The sequence below is a fragment of the Glaciecola petra genome, assembly GCF_031846345.1.
Classification (GTDB): domain Bacteria; phylum Pseudomonadota; class Gammaproteobacteria; order Enterobacterales; family Alteromonadaceae; genus Glaciecola; species Glaciecola petra.
Window position 1 is genome coordinate 342,783 of the sequence record NZ_JAVRHX010000003.1, and the last position, 17,326, is coordinate 360,108.

The window sequence follows — 17,326 nt, forward strand, 5'->3', positions numbered from 1 at the left end:
CACTAGATATCCAATCCAAATGGGGCTTATTTAAGGTTACTTTCCATCAAAAACTAATTGTAAGAACAAATTAGCCTTTCTATTTTTTGTCTAAATTTTAAGCTGTTTTTTTTCATAATGCTATCAATTGTAGTGAACAATTGTCTCAAAATTAGGACATTGCGTGCTCTATTTTGGAATAAAATGTAAACATTCGCCGAAGGTATAGTCATTTTCTATGTTTTTTTGTTTATATAACCAAGCTTGCATATTTGCATTATGCGCTGCCTGTATATCGTAAATATAATCACCAATATAGGCGATTTTTTCACATGGAATTTGCCAATCATTAGCAATAGATAATAAAGCCGAAGGGTCGGGTTTAGGGGGAGCATCTTCACGGGTCAACACTTTAGAAATGGGAATATTATTTTTTCTTAGTTTAATATTAGTTGCTTCGCGACAGTTACGAGTGACTATTGATAAAGGCAAACCATACCGTTTAGCCGCATCAACAAACGCTTGGGCTTGTGGCAACCAAGCAGAAGACTCTGCATCTTGTAATTCATGAAGAAGCACTTTTTGTTCTGCTTGTTGTCGAGCTTTATGCTCTTTAATTTGTGCAATAAAAGTTAAAATATCGTCATTAGCTGGGCATGCTATTTCCTTTTTTAACTTCGCAAAATCTAGACTTGTTTTGACTAAGGTATCATCGAGGTCAAAAATAATGGCACTCACTTTACTAAAACTAAATTCACTCACTTTTAACAACCATTTTTGCTCCTTAGCAATTGCCTAAGGTTTCGGCATTTACCTAAAAGTACATTCTTCGGATAAAGCCTGTAGACTCGTGTATGCTAATAATACGGTCTTAATCGATAAAAGTTTTCACTAAAAACTGTTTATTTATACAGTAATCAAGCGTATATTATTAATGCTTAAGATTTCAACATATTCTATATTCAATCAGTAAGTTCGGAGCGCGAAATGGCGGTAATTACACAATATGTAGTGCAACACAAAGGAGTCGATAAATTGGTCACCACAAACAAGAAAGAAGCCGATCAATACGACAAGATGCTAGAAGTAGCCGATAATATTAGCTTATATTTGCAGGCTAAAGGCGTTGATTTGGATGAGTCTGTATCTGAAGAGTTATCTATTTTAATGGCCAAAAACAAAGATTCACTTGGTAAGATTCTTCGTGGTACTAGCGTAGACAAATTATTAGAGCAAGAATCCGCAGACGTTGTAGAGATGAAAAAGGCATAAAGACTGATTTATTTACCAAGTTTTTCGCCTGAAAAATGAAACTACATATCATCGAGGGATATATACAAAATATTCACCTTGCAGAATATGAGCATGGGTGTTTATTGCTCGATGGCTGCTGCAGAGTTGATATAGACATCATTCAGCACTTCTTTATGAATACGCTAAATAGACCTATAAGCGACTTGAAACTCGTTGTTGTTACGCATATGCATCCAGATCATGCAGGCTGTGCTTTAACATTAAAAAAAATAAGCGGGTGCAAAATTTTAAGTGGCAGGATGACAGATTCATATTTTAAAACACAATGGTACGCGGGCATAAAGGGCTCTATTGCACACATTGTTGATATGGCACTTGCGCTTTGGGTAGCGAACCGTCTGGGCAAGAAAAAACGGAATATATGGTATCCAAAATATCTCAGTGCCGATATTTATCTGTCTGACAATGAAACGATACCTGGATTCGAAGATTGGAAAATTATGCATACCCCCGGTCATACTGACCGTGATATTAGCGTATATAATGAAAATGAGAAGCTCATCTATGTTGCAGATTTAATTGTAAGAGTAAAACAACAACTGGTACCACCTTTCCCTGTATATTTGCCTAATGCTTATAAAAATTCCTTAGTAAAAGTCAAAAAATTTAATGAATTTCGCTTTTTAATGGCCCATGTGTCTCCAATGAGGCTCGCTAAAAGCGATATAGATGCAGTGATTGAAAGAGCACCAAGTACGCCAAAAACTAACCTAAATGCAGTGAAAAATAAGATACGCAGGATTTATCAATTGCCGAAATCTTAAGCAGTACCACCAACGGTGAGCTCATCAATTTTGAGCGTGGGTTGGCCGACACCTACCGGGACCGATTGACCATCTTTACCGCAGATCCCAACACCTCTATCAAGGCTAAGATCATTTCCAATCATCGATATTTTTTGCATGGACTCTGGTCCATTACCAATTAAGGTTGCGCCTTTTATTGCTTGAGTAACTTGCCCGTTTTCTATTAAATATGCTTCGGATGTTGAAAATACAAATTTTCCAGAAGTTATGTCAACTTGTCCTCCACCAAAATTCGGCGCATAAATGCCATTTTCAACCGACGATATTATCTCTTTAGCACTATGTTCGCCTGCTAACATATAAGTATTGGTCATTCTCGGCATTGGCAAATGAGCATAAGATTCGCGGCGACCGTTACCGGTAGGTTTTACACCCATTAATCCAGCATTATGTTTGTCTTGCATGTACCCTTGCAAAATTCCATCTTCGATTAAGACATTATATTGAGTAGGCGTGCCTTCATCATCAATACTTAATGAGCCTCTGCGGTCTGACATTGTGCCATCGTCAATAACAGTTACCCCTTTAGCGGCTACTCTCTCACCAATTCGACCGCTAAACGTAGATGAACCTTTGCGGTTAAAGTCTCCTTCCAAACCATGACCCACAGCTTCATGTAATAAAACGCCTGGCCATCCGCTTCCTAACACTACTGGCATTGTTCCAGCAGGGGCTGGTATAGCGTGTAAGTTGACCCGAGCCATTTTAATTGCTTCGTCGGCAATTTGTTGATATCTACTTTTTCCAGGAACGTCTGAATCTTGGCTGAAAAAATCGTAACATCTGCGACCACCAGCACCTGAGCTTCCACGTTCGCGTTTGTCACCGTCTTCTAACAAAACAGAACAATTAAGGCGTATTAAAGGTCGGATATCAGTGGCAAAGGTACCATCTGTCGCGGCAACCAAAATTTCTTCGTAAACTCCGGTTAAACTAACAATCACTTGGCTCGCATTTGGTGCTTGCTGACGTACATAAGCGTCAGTACTTTTCAGTAATGCCACTTTTTCACTATCTGGCAATGACATTAAAGGATTAGCATCGGCATACAATTGATGCGCTTTTTTAGGTATGAATGCTTTGGTTTTTTGTTGCCCACCTTGCTTCGCGATACTTCGTGATGCCATACAAGCATCTTTGAGCGTGTTGAGACTAATTTCATCTGAATAAGCAAATCCGGTTTTCTCGCCACTAATTGCACGAACACCTACGCCACGTTCAATATTATAACTGCCATCTTTGATGATACCATCTTCCAATACCCAACTTTCATGTTGCGATAATTGGAAGTATAAATCGGCAAAATCAATTTTATAATCCAGCACTGAATCCAATAGGCTTATTAGATCTGATTCAACCAGTCCGGACTGCGTTAATAAGCTATCAAGTACTCTTGCGTTCAATCTGATATCTCTCTTTTTTGTGTGAGTTTACTGGCATCTTTGCACGTATTTTGGATAAGTCTGTATTGTCAACTCTGACGCTTACAAAACCTTCTTCATCTTCAATAATATCTAGGCAATCACCCCAGGGAGAGTATATGCAGCTATTACCAAACGTTTGTCTGCCGTCGGCATGTTTTCCAACTTGATTAGATGCTACTACAAAACACTGATTTTCGATACTGCGTGCGCGCAATAAAGTATGCCAATGAGCTTTACCTGTGACCTTTGTGAATGCGCTAGGAACAACTATCACATTGGGTGCCTGTCCATTTTCTGTAAATTTAGCATAAGCGCCGAACATGTCGGCAAAGCGCAAGTCATAGCAAACACTCTGAGCAACCTCACCAAAAGATGTTTTAAACAAGGCTAGTCCTGAGCCTGCTTCAGTATATTTGGATTCTAAATATGATTGGGTTTTATCAGCAACTTCAACATCAAACAAATGAATTTTGTCATATCGACTGACTAAACTTCCGTCGGGACCGTAAACCAAACTTGCAGCAAAATACTTATCTTTGCCAACAGTCGTTTCAGTTAAGCTTGGCTTCATTGGCGTTGTACCAGCTACCAAATAACATTGATTCCTCCTCGCCATAGCACTAAATCTTATTTGGATTGGTGCTTTTTGGACAGACACTTTTTCTTGTACTTTTTGGACAGACACTTTTTCTGGTGATTCAGCATGCGCTAACATTGCCTGTCCAGAAACTCCAAATAAAGAACAGCATTCAGGGAGCACCACCAATTTTTCACCTTCACAGCTAGCGCACGCTTGGTCCATCAATGCTTCGATCTTATCGAGGTTGTCTTCTACTTTATCTTGGCCATTAATTTGTATACTAATCAGATTGATCATCAATTTTTTCTATATGAATAAAATCTTCTTTTGTGGGGGGCACAAATTCGAGTGAATCAGAAGGAAACAACTCTTGCTCGTTTTGGCGACGAGCTGGCAAATCTACTTCTGTGCTTTCTCGTCCAGTTTCAATGAGTATCGGCGATTCAATAGTCCCCGTAACGCTATAATTTATATTAGATATTACTTTGGCAGAGGTTAAGACTTGATCAATAGCAAGAGCTGCTAACGCTGAAGGAGGACTGACTGTAAAGAAATAAACTAAAACGGGTAAATTTCCTGTCACGTTGGGGGTAAAACTCACGTTATAATTTAATTCGCTCGCAGCTAAGTCAGTATAGCCATATATCTCAATTTCGCCCGCAGCACCATCTATAAAGGTATCCCTCGTGTCAGCTTTTCCTTCAGTAATTTGTACCGAACCCCGCATGCTGTCATAAAAAAATCCTTTGGCAAAAACATCTCTAAAATCAAGAGATAACTTTCTAACTAGGGAGTTTAAACTGAGTAATGTGAAAATTCGTGAACCCTTATCACTGACTTCAGTCAGGTAACCATCGCTTAAACGCCAGTCTATTTCACCGTCTAAGTGCTCAAACTGGGCATCAAAAGGAGAGTCTTTCCATGTTAACGCAAAAGCCATATCTGCTTGTGAATCTTGAATCCCTGAATCAAAGCCTAATTGTTTCAGAAATTCTCCAAAATCAGAGCTATTCAAGTCACCAGCCAAAAACGTATAGTGGTCTTCGTTTCTTTTGTACCATTGCCCAGATGCATTCACCGTGCCTTGCCCATTGTCCAAAAGTAGTTGAGCAATTTTCAAACCATCGTTGTTAGGTTCGGCTTCAATTTCAACCCGTCCTAAATTAACCCCTGCTATTTCACATGACTTACAAGTAATATTGAGGTTAGGTAGACTTTTTGGATCAATTTTTACGCCTGTCACTGTGTTGTTTTTACCATCAGATATAACGGTTTCTGTATCGTTTATAGCGTCCAATTTCACATACTCTGCGTCAATGGATACACCTTTACTAAACCATTCATCATGTAAAATAGCATTGGCCCTAACTTGGTCAGCACTTAACTCAAAATTCCATTGGTCAGCCAAACGCTTCACTCTTAAATCAACATCTGTCAATTCTTGCCCCTGTATGGCTAATTTCTCAGTATCCACAAATATTCTTTGTGGTCGACCTAAAATTGCGGGACGCGAAGAGTCAATATTTTGTGTGAGTGCCGCAATAAAATTATACCAACCATCAGCAGATATTTTTTCAAAATCAGCGCTGATACTAAAACCAACGCCTCTAGTTTCAAACTCAGTGGGTCCAATAGCAAGATGAGCACGATTAAATTGCTTTTCTTTGTGGGGCAAAGCTCCATCAAATTGCGCAATATCTGCTAATTGAATGTCTATACTAGAAGCAATATTGTTTCCGCTTGCATGGATTAAAAGAGGTGTTTCTTGGCCACTGAAAAAAGCAAGCGGTTGGGGCAGGTTTGCATTGACGTTTATTAGATCGCTAAACAAAGACGCTTCATAACTAAAACTATTTTTGCCCAATTCAAAATCTGCCGCCAAGGTCCATTGCGCATTTCCATTGAAATACTCACCAAAAGATTCAGACACATTAGATGCTAATTCATAAGTATTTGAATCTCCTTGCACTTCGATGCCTAAAGCATAAAAGTCAGTCAGCTGTTCACCTTTTAAATCTACACTGACAAGTTGTTCAAATAAGGTAGTACTGAGTTTATCAATAGTAATACTTTCATTGTCAAAGCTCACTTGGCCAACAGCATTTTTCAATTGTAAATTGAGTGCAGGTAAATTAACTGTATTGTAAGTTAAAAACACCTTGCCCACTGCCCTTGTATCTTGGCTACTCGATAACGGAATATATAAATTCAAATCGGTAGTCAATTCACCTTCAATTTTAACGCTTTCATTTAGTAACTTGCCTAAGCTATCTGACAAAGAACTTTGTAGCATAAGCTCTGTTAATTGAGACGACTTTGCAGCACCCTTTGCCTGAATACTTAACATTGAATTTTGCGTTAAGTTGGGTATTTCGGCTTGCAAATCTCGCAGTTTTACCTTTCCTAGTAAACTAGAGGGGCTTCGCATATTAAGAGCTAAATTTTCAAACAGCAATTCGATATCAAGTTTGTTAAGTGCAGGCCAGGTCTCGGAAAAAGAAAAGTCAGCTTCAGAGATATCTACTTTACTTTGGAATACACCTTCATTTTCAGTGAAAGGAAAATCGTCTATCTTGCCATGCCACAATATATCTGCTTTATTTATTTGACCACCCCCCATAAAAGCTGCGGTTAAAAAGTCTTTCGCATCAGCACCCATTAGGTGGTTTGGTAATAGGCTGGGTACACGCGCTAACTCAATAGGCTCCACATTAACCAACAATGATAATAATCGCTTATCAAAATTGTATTCAGAATTAATATTAATAGGAATTGAATCTATTACGGCAGTGGCATTGTTAATAGCCACTTGGCCTTGGTTTTTAAGGTTAATATGGATGGGCAAGTAAAGATTGTCGATCAGCATATTTCTATCAAACAAGCTTTCTGTACTTAAAGTATTATTTTCACCTGATATTAAGAGTTTACCGTTGTCATTTGCCCAATATAAATCGGCATTCAGCTCACTGACACCAGGAACCAATTGATTTTCTGACCAACTAATATCTGTGAATTTTGCTTTTATCCATTGATTCTGCACAGACAATTGTGCTGAAAAACTATCGAGTATAATCTGTGTATTGTTCATGGCCAGAGCATCAGCCGCTGACAAAGAAAATAGGGCCGTAACTGGCAATAAACTGGATAGCTCAAGCTTGTTATCAAGAACAAGCTTCACACCATTGTTGTAAGAATAAGCACCTGTTAAGCTAGTCTTTAAGGATTCGCCCTCTGTCTCAATAATTAAATCTTGTACAACAAATTCCCACTGTTGTTTTATTTTTTCTAGCGCAAACTTACCTTCAATGGTGTTTTGTAAAGCTATTGACTGGGCAGTCCAATCAAAACTTGAAGGTAATATGTTGCCAGTGACGCTCTCTATAGCGCTATTGTTAATCTTTGCCCATAACTCAAAGTTGCCTTTACTGGATGCTAATTTGCTTTCGAGGTTGGTGTATTCATTAAACCAAGCCGACAAATTTATGTCTTGAGCCTTTGCGTATAGCGTACCTTTGTAACTACTGACATCTCCATATAAATCGAGAATAAACTTAGTGGTATTTTCAGAAAAATCCTCAAGAGCAAATACGCCTACACCTTGGTGCCTGTTTTCTTTATTTAGCCAAGATAATTGCTCAATATCAATCGCCTTACTTGTTTGATTTGTCGTCAGTATCACTCGGCTATTAATGACAGAAAAATTGCTCAACTGGGCTAAAAATAGAGTCTCCAGCGCTTCAATGATGGGAAATTCACTTTCATTGGTATTCAGTTGATTGATATTGAGATCGACCACCAGGCTGTTTAGAACAACCTTATTGCTTTGTAATCGTCTACTCGCAATAGAGGACCAAAAATCAATATCCAAGAATAGTTCGCCAATCTGCAAATCAATTGGGGACTGCAGCCCTTTTTCGATGCTAACTTCTCGAAGAATGATAGATGGACCCGTGCTAGTCCAGTTAGCAGAAAGCTCGCCAATATTTAAATCAACTGCATATTCATCTGATATGTATTGTTGTAAATAATCTTTGTGATTGTCTAAGTAAGGCAAAGAATAGCGAAGTAAACTCATGAAAAGCGCAATCACAACCAGTACAAGCGCGAACAATGTCCATAGCTTTTTCAAGACATAAGCCGCCAAGCGACTAGATTTACTCGCTTCTTTAATCTCCAGCTTTTGCTTATTTACTATAGTGGATTCTTGACTCAATTTATCGCTCGCTGTCTTTCATTTTTTATTGCATCACTTCTTGTCTCATCAGTTTTTCTCCTATCATCACTACATCATCACTACATCAAATTTATCTTGGTGATAAAGAGGCTCAGTTTGTACTTTAATTTGCTTTTCAACAAAAGCTTCTAATTCGGCTAATACATGTGACTCGTCGCCTAATAATGCATCTGCCACCACTGCTGAGGCATAAATCACGAACATGTCGGCGTTGTATGCCTTATTGACTCGGACAATTTCACGAGTAATTTCAAAGCAAATAGTTTCAACTGTTTTTGTACTACCTCGTCCTTTACAAGCTGGGCATTCGCCGCAAAGAAGATGTTCTAAAGACTCCCTGGTACGTTTTCTTGTGACTTCAATAAGACCTAACTTAGTGAAGCCATAAATACTAGACTTGGCTCTATCTTTTGCCATTGCGACTTCAAGTGAATGAAGCACTCTCTTTTGATGGTCCGGCACTGTCATATCGATAAAATCGATCAAGATCATGCCGCCCAAATTTCGAAGTCTTAACTGACGAGCTATGGCCGAGGTTGCTTCGATATTAGTATTGAAAATAGTTTCTTCTAAATTACGATGGCCAACAAATGCACCCGTATTAATATCTATTGTTGTCATTGCCTCAGTCTGATCGATAATCAAATAACCACCCGATTTCAAATCGACACGACGACCTAAGGCTCGTTGCAATTCATTTTCTACGTCATACAAATCAAAAATGGGTAATTCACCTTGGTAATACTCTAATTTTTGACTGAGTTCAGGGACATATTCTTTAGTAAATTCAAGTAAGTCTTGAAAGGTTAAATTAGAATCAATACGGATACGATCAATATGAGTGCCAACAAAATCTCTTAATACACGTCTAGCAACAGGTAAGTCTTCATATAAAACGTTAGATTTAGACGCTTTTTTGCGCGATTGAATCTTATTCCATAAACGCCTTAAGAATTCAGCATCTTGTCTAAGCTCAGCATCATTCACACCCTCTGCAGCAGTTCGTAAAATAAACCCACCATCTTCATCGCAAAACCCAGAAACAATTTCCTTCAGGCGTTCACGCTCTAATTCGTCTTCTATTTTTTGTGATACCCCTACATGGGTTACTGAAGGCATAAAAACTAAATAGCGCGAGGGTAAGGTGATATCGGTAGTCAACCTTGCGCCTTTAGTACCTAATGGATCTTTGACAACCTGAACCACAATGGATTGGCCTTCTCGGACCAATTCCCTTATGTCTTTAATCTCTAACTGAGAAGGACTCACGTCATCTGCGAGTTCATCATGAATGGCAATATCAGAGGCATGTAAAAAGGCAGCCTTATCTAAACCAATGTCAACAAATGCCGCCTGCATACCAGGTAATACTCGACTCACTTTGCCTTTATAGATATTACCGACCAAACCTTTTTTAGTATGCCTTTCAATATGAATTTCTTGCAAAATACCGTTTTCAATTAGCGCAACTCGTGACTCTGAAGGAGTAACATTAATCAATAATTCTGCGCTCATTTTCCAATATTCTCACTATTATATTTTTTACTTCATCACTTAACAGGGCATTTCGTATTCTGCTAAGAGCACTTTAGTTTCATGCAATGGCAACCCAATAACTGAGCTATGACTGCCTTCTATATATTTAACAAATTGACCACCGATACCTTGTATGGCATATCCACCTGCTTTATCTTTCGGTTCACCTGTTTTCCAATATCGTAATGTCTCACTTTCGCTAAGCTCAGCCATGGCTACTCGTGTAAGCACAACACAGTTCTTGCATTCACCTTGGTATACAAGGCTGATTGCGGTTAGTACTTCATGCGTATTGGCACTTAGTAGGCCCATCATGGAAGTAAAGTGTTCTAAGCCAATAGGTTTACCAAGAATAATGTTATTCACTACAACAATCGTATCTGAACCCAGAACAATATGATCTTGATTCTGCTTTGCTATTACTTTGGCCTTTGATTCGGCCAATCGTTCAACTAAACATTCAGGTTTTTCGTTTTCCTTTGGGCTTTCATCAATATCGGCACTGCAAACGTCGAAATCGTCAAGAATATATCCTAATAATTCTTTTCGTCTGGGCGAAGCAGACGCCAGTATTACTGGTGCTAACAAGCCATTTGATTGATACATGGTTTAGGTCACTCGCAAATCGCGACGAAATTTCCTTAGTAACCAAAATAACCAAGGCCAAAATAGTACTGAAGATACCGCTGGCCATAAAAACAACCAACTAAACTCAATGCCTGTTATCCAATACTGCAACCAATACACAATTAAATGATACAAAACACATAACATAAGAATAGTCATTATTTGTTGTAACATAGAGTGATTGCGTAATCGTTGATAATTGGCTGCAACTAAATAGACAGGAATCGACAATGCAAAACTGTGAACGCCCAAAGAAGTACCATACAACAAATCAATGACTAAACCAGTAAATGCAGCAACACCTACGCTTACTCTGTTTGGAAGTGCCATGGACCAATAAATAAGAATAAGTAACAGCCAGTCTGGTCGATACAAATCAACAGGAGATGGCATTGGAATAATTTGTAATATAATTCCGATTATTATACTGATAATGATAAAGGAACGGTTATTCATCTCATTCGTCCACTTTCTGGCCTAGTTGATCGGGCGATAACGAATCAGCAGGTGCGCTTTCTGGTGGCCATAATAAAAGAAGATATTTAATACGATCCAATTGTGCCGACGTTTGTGCTGTCACCTTTGAAAATGGTTTACTTTCATCACGCACAATACTTTCAATTACTCCCACTGGGTAACCTTCTGGAAATACTTTACCTAAACCAGACGATACTAATAAGTCACCTTCTTGTAAGTCTGCACTGTGAGCTACATGCTCAAGACTCAGTTCTGTAACAACGCCCGCCCCACCAGCGATTACACTTACATTATTACGACTAATTCTAACAGGGATCGCATGGGTAATATCCGAGATTAATAGTACACGGCTGTTAGTTGTGCCCACTTCAACGATTTGCCCAACAATTCCTGTGTCATCTAAGACTGGTTGCCCTTCATACACATCATGTATAGCCCCTTTATTTATTACAATTTGATGACTATAAGGGTTATTGTCAACAGCCATTAACTCAGCAATCATGCGATGCATACCTGATTGCACGGGAGCATCCAAAAGCCTTCGTAGATTTTCATTCTCTTGTTTGAGCACGGTAAAACGTTGAAGTTTTTCATTCATCAAGGTTATTTTATTGGTCAAACGTTCATTCTCAACTAAAAGCGTTTGTCGTGATGTAAATCTTGAGGCGCTCCAGTCCAAGATAGCACCGGGCATATCTGCCACATATTGAAGGGGACTAACAAGCGATGTGAGGTAGGTTCGTGCAGTCGAAACACTTTCAACTTTTGCATCCATAACCATACCAATAACCGACAATGTCAAAACGATACAAAGTCTATAGAAAAGAGATGGGCCACGCGCAAAAACTTTATTCATATTCAAAAAAAGGCAAGCCATGCTTGCCTTATCATAAGTGTGTCAGTTAATCGTAGCTAAATAAATCGCCGCCGTGTATATCAATCATATCGAAAGCTTTACCACCGCCGCGGGCAACACATGTTAGAGGGTCATCTGCAATAACAACAGGAATGCCCGTTTCTTCCATAAGTAAGCGGTCGATATCTTTCAACAATGCACCACCACCCGTTAATACCATGCCTCGCTCAGAAATATCTGACGCAAGTTCTGGTGGAGATTGCTCCAGTGCGACCATTACCGCACTGACAATGCCCGATAGTGGTTCCTGCAATGCTTCAAGAATTTCGTTGCTATTAAGCGTAAACCCACGAGGTACACCTTCAGCTAAATTACGCCCACGCACCTCGATTTCTTTAACCTCTTCACCTGGGTATGCAGTGCCAATTTCGTGTTTAATTCTTTCGGCAGTTGCCTCTCCAATAAGAGAACCAAAATTTCTTCTTATATAGTTAATGATCGCATCGTCGAATTTATCACCACCAATTCTCACCGAGGAAGAATAAACGACACCATTTAAAGAAATAATAGCTACTTCTGTTGTACCGCCGCCAATATCAACAACCATTGAACCAGTCGCTTCAGAAACTGGCAGTCCAGCACCAATAGCTGCCGCCATTGGTTCATCAATTAAATATACATCGCGAGCACCCGCGCCTAAGGCAGATTCTCGTATTGCTCTTCGCTCTACTTGTGTCGAACCACAAGGTACACAAACTAAAACCCGAGGTGAAGGACGCAAGAAATTGTTATCGTGTACTTGCTTGATAAAATGTTGAAGCATTTTTTCTGTGACATAAAAGTCGGCAATAACACCATCTTTCATCGGCCGTATAGCTTTAATATTTCCAGGTGTTCGCCCCAACATTTGTTTGGCTCCTTGCCCTACTGCAGCAACACTTTTAGGACCACCAGCGCGCTCTTGCCTGATTGCCACAACTGATGGCTCATTAAGCACTATTCCGTTGTCTTTAATATAAATTAGTGTATTTGCAGTACCTAGGTCGATAGACAAGTCGTTTGAGAACATGCCCCGAAGCTTTTTGAACATGGAGAGCCTTTATAATTCTGTTGTTAATGTAAATGATCGTAGTGTACCCCAAGTATGGCATTTCTGATAGTTTTGCATACAGGTTTTACATACTCTCTAGGTGTTTAATCAATTTAGAGTCGCGCATTAGCACAAAGTTCGGTCACAGTTATGTTGAAAAAAAGCAAATGACAAAATAGTGTGTGTCCAATAATAGATTTTCTTTCAATAATTACCGAAAATACTCACTCAGTAATGGCGTCAACAGATACTGTTCTGCTGACTACGCTGTTATCGATAGTACAACTGCCTGTACTAGAAAACTTATAATAATTGTAACTAATGCTCTGGAAATTAATCACTTCTGTCGTGCAAACGGTAGAGTAAGAACACAAACGTAAACCCTCTACATTCGCAAAACTGCTAGGGCTATTTATCGTTTGATTGCAAGCTTGAGCAACGCCGTTATTAGGGAAAGAAAATTCTAAAGCATTTTGGATACCGCTTTGGGCTGCTAACTCGGCTCGTAAGCCGTAAACTTGTTGTATGGTTGACGCAGAGGAAGCATTTAATGCCTTGATTAAACTCGCAACAAGCAAACCACCCACCACAATGATGAATAAGGCCATAACAATCATATTGCCTTGTTGTTTACGCAAACTCTTTTTATTCAAACTGTGGCCAAGAGAGCAAGCCATAGCGTGTTTAAGGTACATTTGGAATTTGCACCTCTTTCATAAACGTGACTCGCTCTTCTTCTCTTCCAAAAATAAAAAATGCACTGGTTGCCGCGTTGCGTTGAAAGCTTGCAGGTACAGAATTAAAAGGGTTTTGCTCGCCAACACTAGCGCTCGCACCTAATTGATTTACAATATTTTGCGCCATCAATGTGCCACCTGAAGTATACAAGGTTTGGGTCACATTGATGCTGTCTTGGTGTCGATACACACTGTTATTTCGCATACAAAAACTGGTTGTACTATCGGCAAAATACATGCGTCTTGATGGCGATGTGGTGGCAAATCCATCATCGAAACTTACCTGTATAACACTGTCGGAGTCATCTAGTGTTGAACAATCACCATCACCATCGTCGGTACAGCTAACTACGGCCTGTTGCTTACTTCGACTAGGGTCATATACGTCTTGATGTTGAGTTGGGAAAACGACAGCAATGTCACTAGTCGTTGGGACAAAAACGTTACTTTGGATATCACTTAATTCTGCTACGTCAGCGATGGTGCTTACTTCATTTTCCAACGGTAATTGCAAATAAATAGCGTTCCATTTTAATGGCACAAATTCAATACAGTGCACACTACTATTTCCTGATATTCTGACTGAATTTGGCACTGCGTTTGACAACTCGCGAGTGAGGCGCTCCATTAGAAAACTTCCTTCCCTAACCAAATTCTCTCTTTCATTTGTGACCGTGACAGACTCTACTACGCTGCGAAAAATACCACTAATCGAAACTGAAACAATACCAAGCACAACAATAACCGTAATAAGTTCAATCAAAGTAAACCCAGTTTGTTTTTGGACAGGCACTGCTTGTTCTTGGACAGGCAAGATAATTGGTAACGAGGCCATCAGAAATTGTACCGATATGTTGAAAAAACTATGACTTCTCCACCAGGCGTTGTCACATTTACTACAATGCGTTTTTGCTCAGCAATTAGAGTTCCCGAATCAAGATTACCATCTTGGTCTAGGTCGTCGTCATTAATTCCATCGGTATTGGCATCATAAAATACACTCACACTGGCTTGGAAACCTAGAAATAGATCACTCACATCGCTCGAATAGCTAAGACCAGCGCTATTTGCGATATCTGCACCTGTTAATTCAAGACCATTGTAATCGTCTATATCATCAAATAAGTTTCTGACCTCTCCTGAGTCAGGACCCAATTGAGAAGAAGTTGAACAATCAACGAGAAAATTACAAGCGCTTTGAGTACCATTGACGATTGTATTTTCGTCAAATGCCTTTGAAGTAATTTCATTTAGAATAGATTGAGCAAGTGTTACCGATCTTACTTGCCATATTGGGTCAACTCCACGCTTAGCCTGCGGCAAAATTATTGACGATATGAACACCATTGCGATTGAAAACAACACAATACCTACAACAATCTCAATAAGTGTAAAACCATGTTGGCTACCTGAACGAAATTGTTTGGTATCTGTATTATGAACAAGCATAGATATATCCTTGCGGCTCGATGCATACGCTTAAGGTATCTTCACCTATAAAATTTATCCGGCAAGTTGCTGAACAAGTCCCTGAACTTGTGATGGGGCGGCCCAAATTATCAAATTGAATGAATGAGATTACATTGCCTGCATCTAAGGCTGAGATACTAATGCTGGCCTGATTTAATTCACTACTATCAGAACGTAAGTAGTCAGGGCTATTTGCATCAATTGTGTTTCCACAACTACTTGCTTCGTCGCCTGCTAAATAAGAATCGCTGGAAGCGCCATATTGGGGATTTGCGCTTGTATTTAATATCATCTTGTAACAAAAATTATCGCGGGTATCGTAAATAGCTTTAATTTGAATGTTCCGCATAGCAGCTGTAAATTGCTGTTGATAGGCATACTCTGAAAAGCCTGAATTGCCAAAAAAACGGGGGACAACAACAATAGCCAATATACTTACCACTGCAATAACAGTAATAAGCTCAATCAAGGTGAAACCTGATTGAGCTATGTTTTTGTATTGTAGAGTGGATGCTATCCGAGTCATATCAAATAGACACGCTTTTGGTTAGCAAGCGTTATCAAGTACCGTAATGGTTGGTGTTGCACCTACGGAAGCTGCACTTGTATATTGCACATAGCAACCAGTAGCAGGTGATGCTGCATCATCTGAAGTGATAGTTGCAAACCGAAAACGCACAACGTCATCTGTTGCATCCGCATTTTCAATGGTAATTTTACCTTCTTCCATATCTACAATTGTTGACCAATCCGCAATTGTATCCAAGGTGCTAGCATCTGGGTATCCATAGACCACTGACACGCTTGTGCCTGAAATAGTTACTGTGTCTGAAGCTGATCTTTGCACACCTTTAATTGCTGCTTTTGCATAAACTAGCTGAGAAGCGCCTTGAATTGCCGCCTTCACACCTTGCAGTGTTTCAACTCTAGCATCAGATTGAATATCAATGAAACGAGGCGCGGCAGTAACTGCCAGAATGCCTAGAATAACAATGACAATAATAAGTTCTATTAAAGTAAAGCCCTTTTGTTGGCTTAATTTGGTTCTACTAACGTGTTGCTGACTCATTGCGAACTCCCGCTCTAAAATAATGTCGAAATGTTTAAAATTTAGTTGTTACTGAAAACTCTGACCTGTCCAATTCGAGGGTCATACACAAAACCGTTTCCTTCACTTACTGTTAACGGCTCTTGTTGCTGATTCTTTACTGTTTGTAATAAATAATAGTGACAAACATCATTTCCCCCTGAACCTTGATTAAGATTTACATTGGTAAAATATTGAAATTCTTCTGCTACGGCTGGGTTCCAGTCAGAAGTAATTGTTGGTGCGCTTTGCAAGATTAAATTAAAAATACTCTCGCAATCCAAACGCGTCATCTCATCATCTTCTGTGCTAGGGTCATTATTCAACTGCCCAGTGGGATACCCAGTGTCACCATCAACACCAACGGGGATACCTTCAATAGTGACAAATGTTTGATTAGTGTTGTTGTTAAATCGAGGACGAGCTTCGATTTCCCACTGCGAACGCACTAGCCCAACACCTGTAGCGTAACCACCGGCAACACCTTCCACCGTTGCATCTTCCGCATCTTCAGTAACGTTTAAGAATCTTGGTATCGCGGTAGCCGCCAAAAGACCCAAAATGACCACAACAATCACCAACTCTATCAAGGTAAAACCTGATTCGCTTTGTTTCGACCAGTGCTTAAGCATGGTATTCCCCAGTTATTTCGAAGTAAGCTCGCCGCTACCAATATGGTAATGAATTTGGCGTCCTACATATTCAAAGTTACAAATGACGTCATTGGCAATCATGCCGTTTCCCTCACTTATAGTTGTCGTCACTTTTACTGAATTATTGAATGATTTTTCATTCATCAGCCAAGTCAAAAGTGTCTTGCACCCTTCGATGGACTTATCAATTCTGATTGTCCCATCTTTGTTAAACTCGATTTCAAAGCCCTGCATAGCATTTTGGGGCTTGAAAAATAGCGACAGTGGTCGACCTTCGTTTTGCCATTGCCACTCTAGTTGTTCTATCGCAATTGTCATCTTCGTAAAAAGGTTGACTGCGCTCACCTGTTGCCAAGATGCGTTATCGTTGTAAAGTGCCCTAACCAAAGAAGTAAGTATTACTATAGCTATACCTACAATTAACAATTTATGCCAAAGCGTTTTTGTTAACATTGG

The 17,326-nt window shown here is 39.5% G+C and carries 18 protein-coding genes; 2 read left to right on the forward strand and 16 right to left on the reverse strand.

All coding sequences use genetic code 11. The features are described from left to right. Positions 1–168: 168 nt before the first annotated feature. Complete coding sequence (locus RM552_RS12320) at positions 169–741, reverse strand: HAD family hydrolase (protein ID WP_311369281.1); 573 nt, start codon at positions 739–741, stop codon at positions 169–171. A 225-nt stretch (positions 742–966) separates the two neighbouring features. On the opposite strand from RM552_RS12320, the gene RM552_RS12325 reads away from it, so the two are divergent. Together RM552_RS12325 and RM552_RS12330 are read left to right on the forward strand one after the other, a co-directional pair. Further along, positions 967–1,251 carry a YebG family protein gene (locus RM552_RS12325; RefSeq protein ID WP_311369152.1) on the forward strand — a complete coding sequence of 95 codons (285 nt, stop codon included), beginning with the start codon at positions 967–969 and terminating at the stop codon, positions 1,249–1,251. A gap of 35 nt (positions 1,252–1,286) precedes the next feature. Further along, on the forward strand, positions 1,287–2,057 hold the full coding sequence (locus RM552_RS12330) for an MBL fold metallo-hydrolase (RefSeq protein ID WP_311369153.1): 771 nt from the start codon (positions 1,287–1,289) through the stop codon (positions 2,055–2,057). Here the strand turns inward: RM552_RS12330 and tldD are convergent. From tldD to RM552_RS12405, 15 genes are all read right to left on the reverse strand, one after another. Next, positions 2,054–3,502: a metalloprotease TldD gene (tldD, locus tag RM552_RS12335; RefSeq protein WP_311369154.1), complete on the reverse strand. Its 1,449-nt coding sequence runs from the start codon at positions 3,500–3,502 to the stop codon at positions 2,054–2,056. The genes RM552_RS12330 and tldD overlap by 4 nt on opposite strands. Further along, a complete protein-coding gene (locus RM552_RS12340) occupies positions 3,483–4,400 on the reverse strand; it encodes a carbon-nitrogen hydrolase family protein (RefSeq protein ID WP_311369155.1) in 918 nt (305 codons plus the stop codon). Before RM552_RS12340 ends, tldD begins: the two co-directional genes overlap by 20 nt. Further along, positions 4,384–8,316: a YhdP family protein gene (locus tag RM552_RS12345; protein WP_311369156.1), complete on the reverse strand. Its 3,933-nt coding sequence runs from the start codon at positions 8,314–8,316 to the stop codon at positions 4,384–4,386. Before RM552_RS12345 ends, RM552_RS12340 begins: the two co-directional genes overlap by 17 nt. A 69-nt stretch (positions 8,317–8,385) precedes the next feature. Next, a complete protein-coding gene (rng, locus tag RM552_RS12350) occupies positions 8,386–9,852 on the reverse strand; it encodes a ribonuclease G (protein WP_311369157.1) in 1,467 nt (488 codons plus the stop codon). Between the two features lie 39 nt (positions 9,853–9,891). After that, positions 9,892–10,479, reverse strand: coding sequence for a Maf family protein (locus RM552_RS12355; protein WP_311369158.1), 588 nt, complete (start codon positions 10,477–10,479; stop codon positions 9,892–9,894). A 3-nt stretch (positions 10,480–10,482) separates the two neighbouring features. Then, positions 10,483–10,956, reverse strand: a complete 474-nt coding sequence (mreD, locus tag RM552_RS12360) for a rod shape-determining protein MreD (RefSeq protein ID WP_311369159.1) — start codon at positions 10,954–10,956, stop codon at positions 10,483–10,485. 1 nt (position 10,957) lies between these two features. Further along, entirely contained in the window at positions 10,958–11,833 is an 876-nt protein-coding gene (gene mreC / locus RM552_RS12365; protein ID WP_311369282.1) for a rod shape-determining protein MreC, read from the reverse strand. Between the two features lie 46 nt (positions 11,834–11,879). Further along, positions 11,880–12,923: a rod shape-determining protein gene (locus tag RM552_RS12370; protein WP_311369160.1), complete on the reverse strand. Its 1,044-nt coding sequence runs from the start codon at positions 12,921–12,923 to the stop codon at positions 11,880–11,882. Between the two features lie 224 nt (positions 12,924–13,147). Further along, the gene (locus RM552_RS12375) at positions 13,148–13,618 is read right to left on the reverse strand and encodes a type II secretory pathway component (protein WP_311369161.1); all 471 of its coding nucleotides are present in this window, start codon (positions 13,616–13,618) and stop codon (positions 13,148–13,150) included. Then, positions 13,608–14,495 carry a PulJ/GspJ family protein gene (locus RM552_RS12380; RefSeq protein WP_311369162.1) on the reverse strand — a complete coding sequence of 296 codons (888 nt, stop codon included), beginning with the start codon at positions 14,493–14,495 and terminating at the stop codon, positions 13,608–13,610. The genes RM552_RS12375 and RM552_RS12380 overlap by 11 nt, the downstream gene beginning before the upstream one ends. Continuing rightward, complete coding sequence (locus RM552_RS12385) at positions 14,495–15,109, reverse strand: type IV pilus modification PilV family protein (RefSeq protein ID WP_311369163.1); 615 nt, start codon at positions 15,107–15,109, stop codon at positions 14,495–14,497. The genes RM552_RS12380 and RM552_RS12385 overlap by 1 nt, the downstream gene beginning before the upstream one ends. Continuing rightward, on the reverse strand, positions 15,096–15,656 hold the full coding sequence (locus tag RM552_RS12390; protein WP_311369164.1) for a pilus assembly FimT family protein: 561 nt from the start codon (positions 15,654–15,656) through the stop codon (positions 15,096–15,098). Before RM552_RS12390 ends, RM552_RS12385 begins: the two co-directional genes overlap by 14 nt. 21 nt (positions 15,657–15,677) lie before the next feature. After that, positions 15,678–16,199 carry a prepilin-type N-terminal cleavage/methylation domain-containing protein gene (locus tag RM552_RS12395; RefSeq protein WP_311369165.1) on the reverse strand — a complete coding sequence of 174 codons (522 nt, stop codon included), beginning with the start codon at positions 16,197–16,199 and terminating at the stop codon, positions 15,678–15,680. A gap of 41 nt (positions 16,200–16,240) precedes the next feature. Further along, positions 16,241–16,849, reverse strand: a complete 609-nt coding sequence (locus RM552_RS12400; RefSeq protein ID WP_311369166.1) for a prepilin-type N-terminal cleavage/methylation domain-containing protein — start codon at positions 16,847–16,849, stop codon at positions 16,241–16,243. 12 nt (positions 16,850–16,861) lie between these two features. Continuing rightward, positions 16,862–17,323: a hypothetical protein gene (locus tag RM552_RS12405; RefSeq protein WP_311369167.1), complete on the reverse strand. Its 462-nt coding sequence runs from the start codon at positions 17,321–17,323 to the stop codon at positions 16,862–16,864. Positions 17,324–17,326 lie beyond the last annotated feature (3 nt).

Bases quoted from the DNA above. Each gene is read 5' to 3' on its own strand.
- RM552_RS12325 (WP_311369152.1), top strand. From the start codon at position 967: ATGGCGGTAATTACACAATATGTAGTGCAACACAAAGGAGTCGATAAA.
- RM552_RS12330 (WP_311369153.1), top strand. From the start codon at position 1,287: ATGAAACTACATATCATCGAGGGATATATACAAAATATTCACCTTGCA.
- RM552_RS12340 (WP_311369155.1), bottom strand. From the start codon at position 4,400: ATGATCAATCTGATTAGTATACAAATTAATGGCCAAGATAAAGTAGAA.
- rng (WP_311369157.1), bottom strand. From the start codon at position 9,852: ATGAGCGCAGAATTATTGATTAATGTTACTCCTTCAGAGTCACGAGTT.
- RM552_RS12355 (WP_311369158.1), bottom strand. From the start codon at position 10,479: ATGTATCAATCAAATGGCTTGTTAGCACCAGTAATACTGGCGTCTGCT.
- mreD (WP_311369159.1), bottom strand. From the start codon at position 10,956: ATGAATAACCGTTCCTTTATCATTATCAGTATAATAATCGGAATTATA.
- mreC (WP_311369282.1), bottom strand. From the start codon at position 11,833: ATGAATAAAGTTTTTGCGCGTGGCCCATCTCTTTTCTATAGACTTTGT.
- RM552_RS12370 (WP_311369160.1), bottom strand. From the start codon at position 12,923: ATGTTCAAAAAGCTTCGGGGCATGTTCTCAAACGACTTGTCTATCGAC.
- RM552_RS12375 (WP_311369161.1), bottom strand. From the start codon at position 13,618: ATGTACCTTAAACACGCTATGGCTTGCTCTCTTGGCCACAGTTTGAAT.
- RM552_RS12380 (WP_311369162.1), bottom strand. From the start codon at position 14,495: ATGGCCTCGTTACCAATTATCTTGCCTGTCCAAGAACAAGCAGTGCCT.
- RM552_RS12385 (WP_311369163.1), bottom strand. From the start codon at position 15,109: ATGCTTGTTCATAATACAGATACCAAACAATTTCGTTCAGGTAGCCAA.
- RM552_RS12390 (WP_311369164.1), bottom strand. From the start codon at position 15,656: ATGACTCGGATAGCATCCACTCTACAATACAAAAACATAGCTCAATCA.
- RM552_RS12395 (WP_311369165.1), bottom strand. From the start codon at position 16,199: ATGAGTCAGCAACACGTTAGTAGAACCAAATTAAGCCAACAAAAGGGC.
- RM552_RS12400 (WP_311369166.1), bottom strand. From the start codon at position 16,849: ATGCTTAAGCACTGGTCGAAACAAAGCGAATCAGGTTTTACCTTGATA.
- RM552_RS12405 (WP_311369167.1), bottom strand. From the start codon at position 17,323: ATGTTAACAAAAACGCTTTGGCATAAATTGTTAATTGTAGGTATAGCT.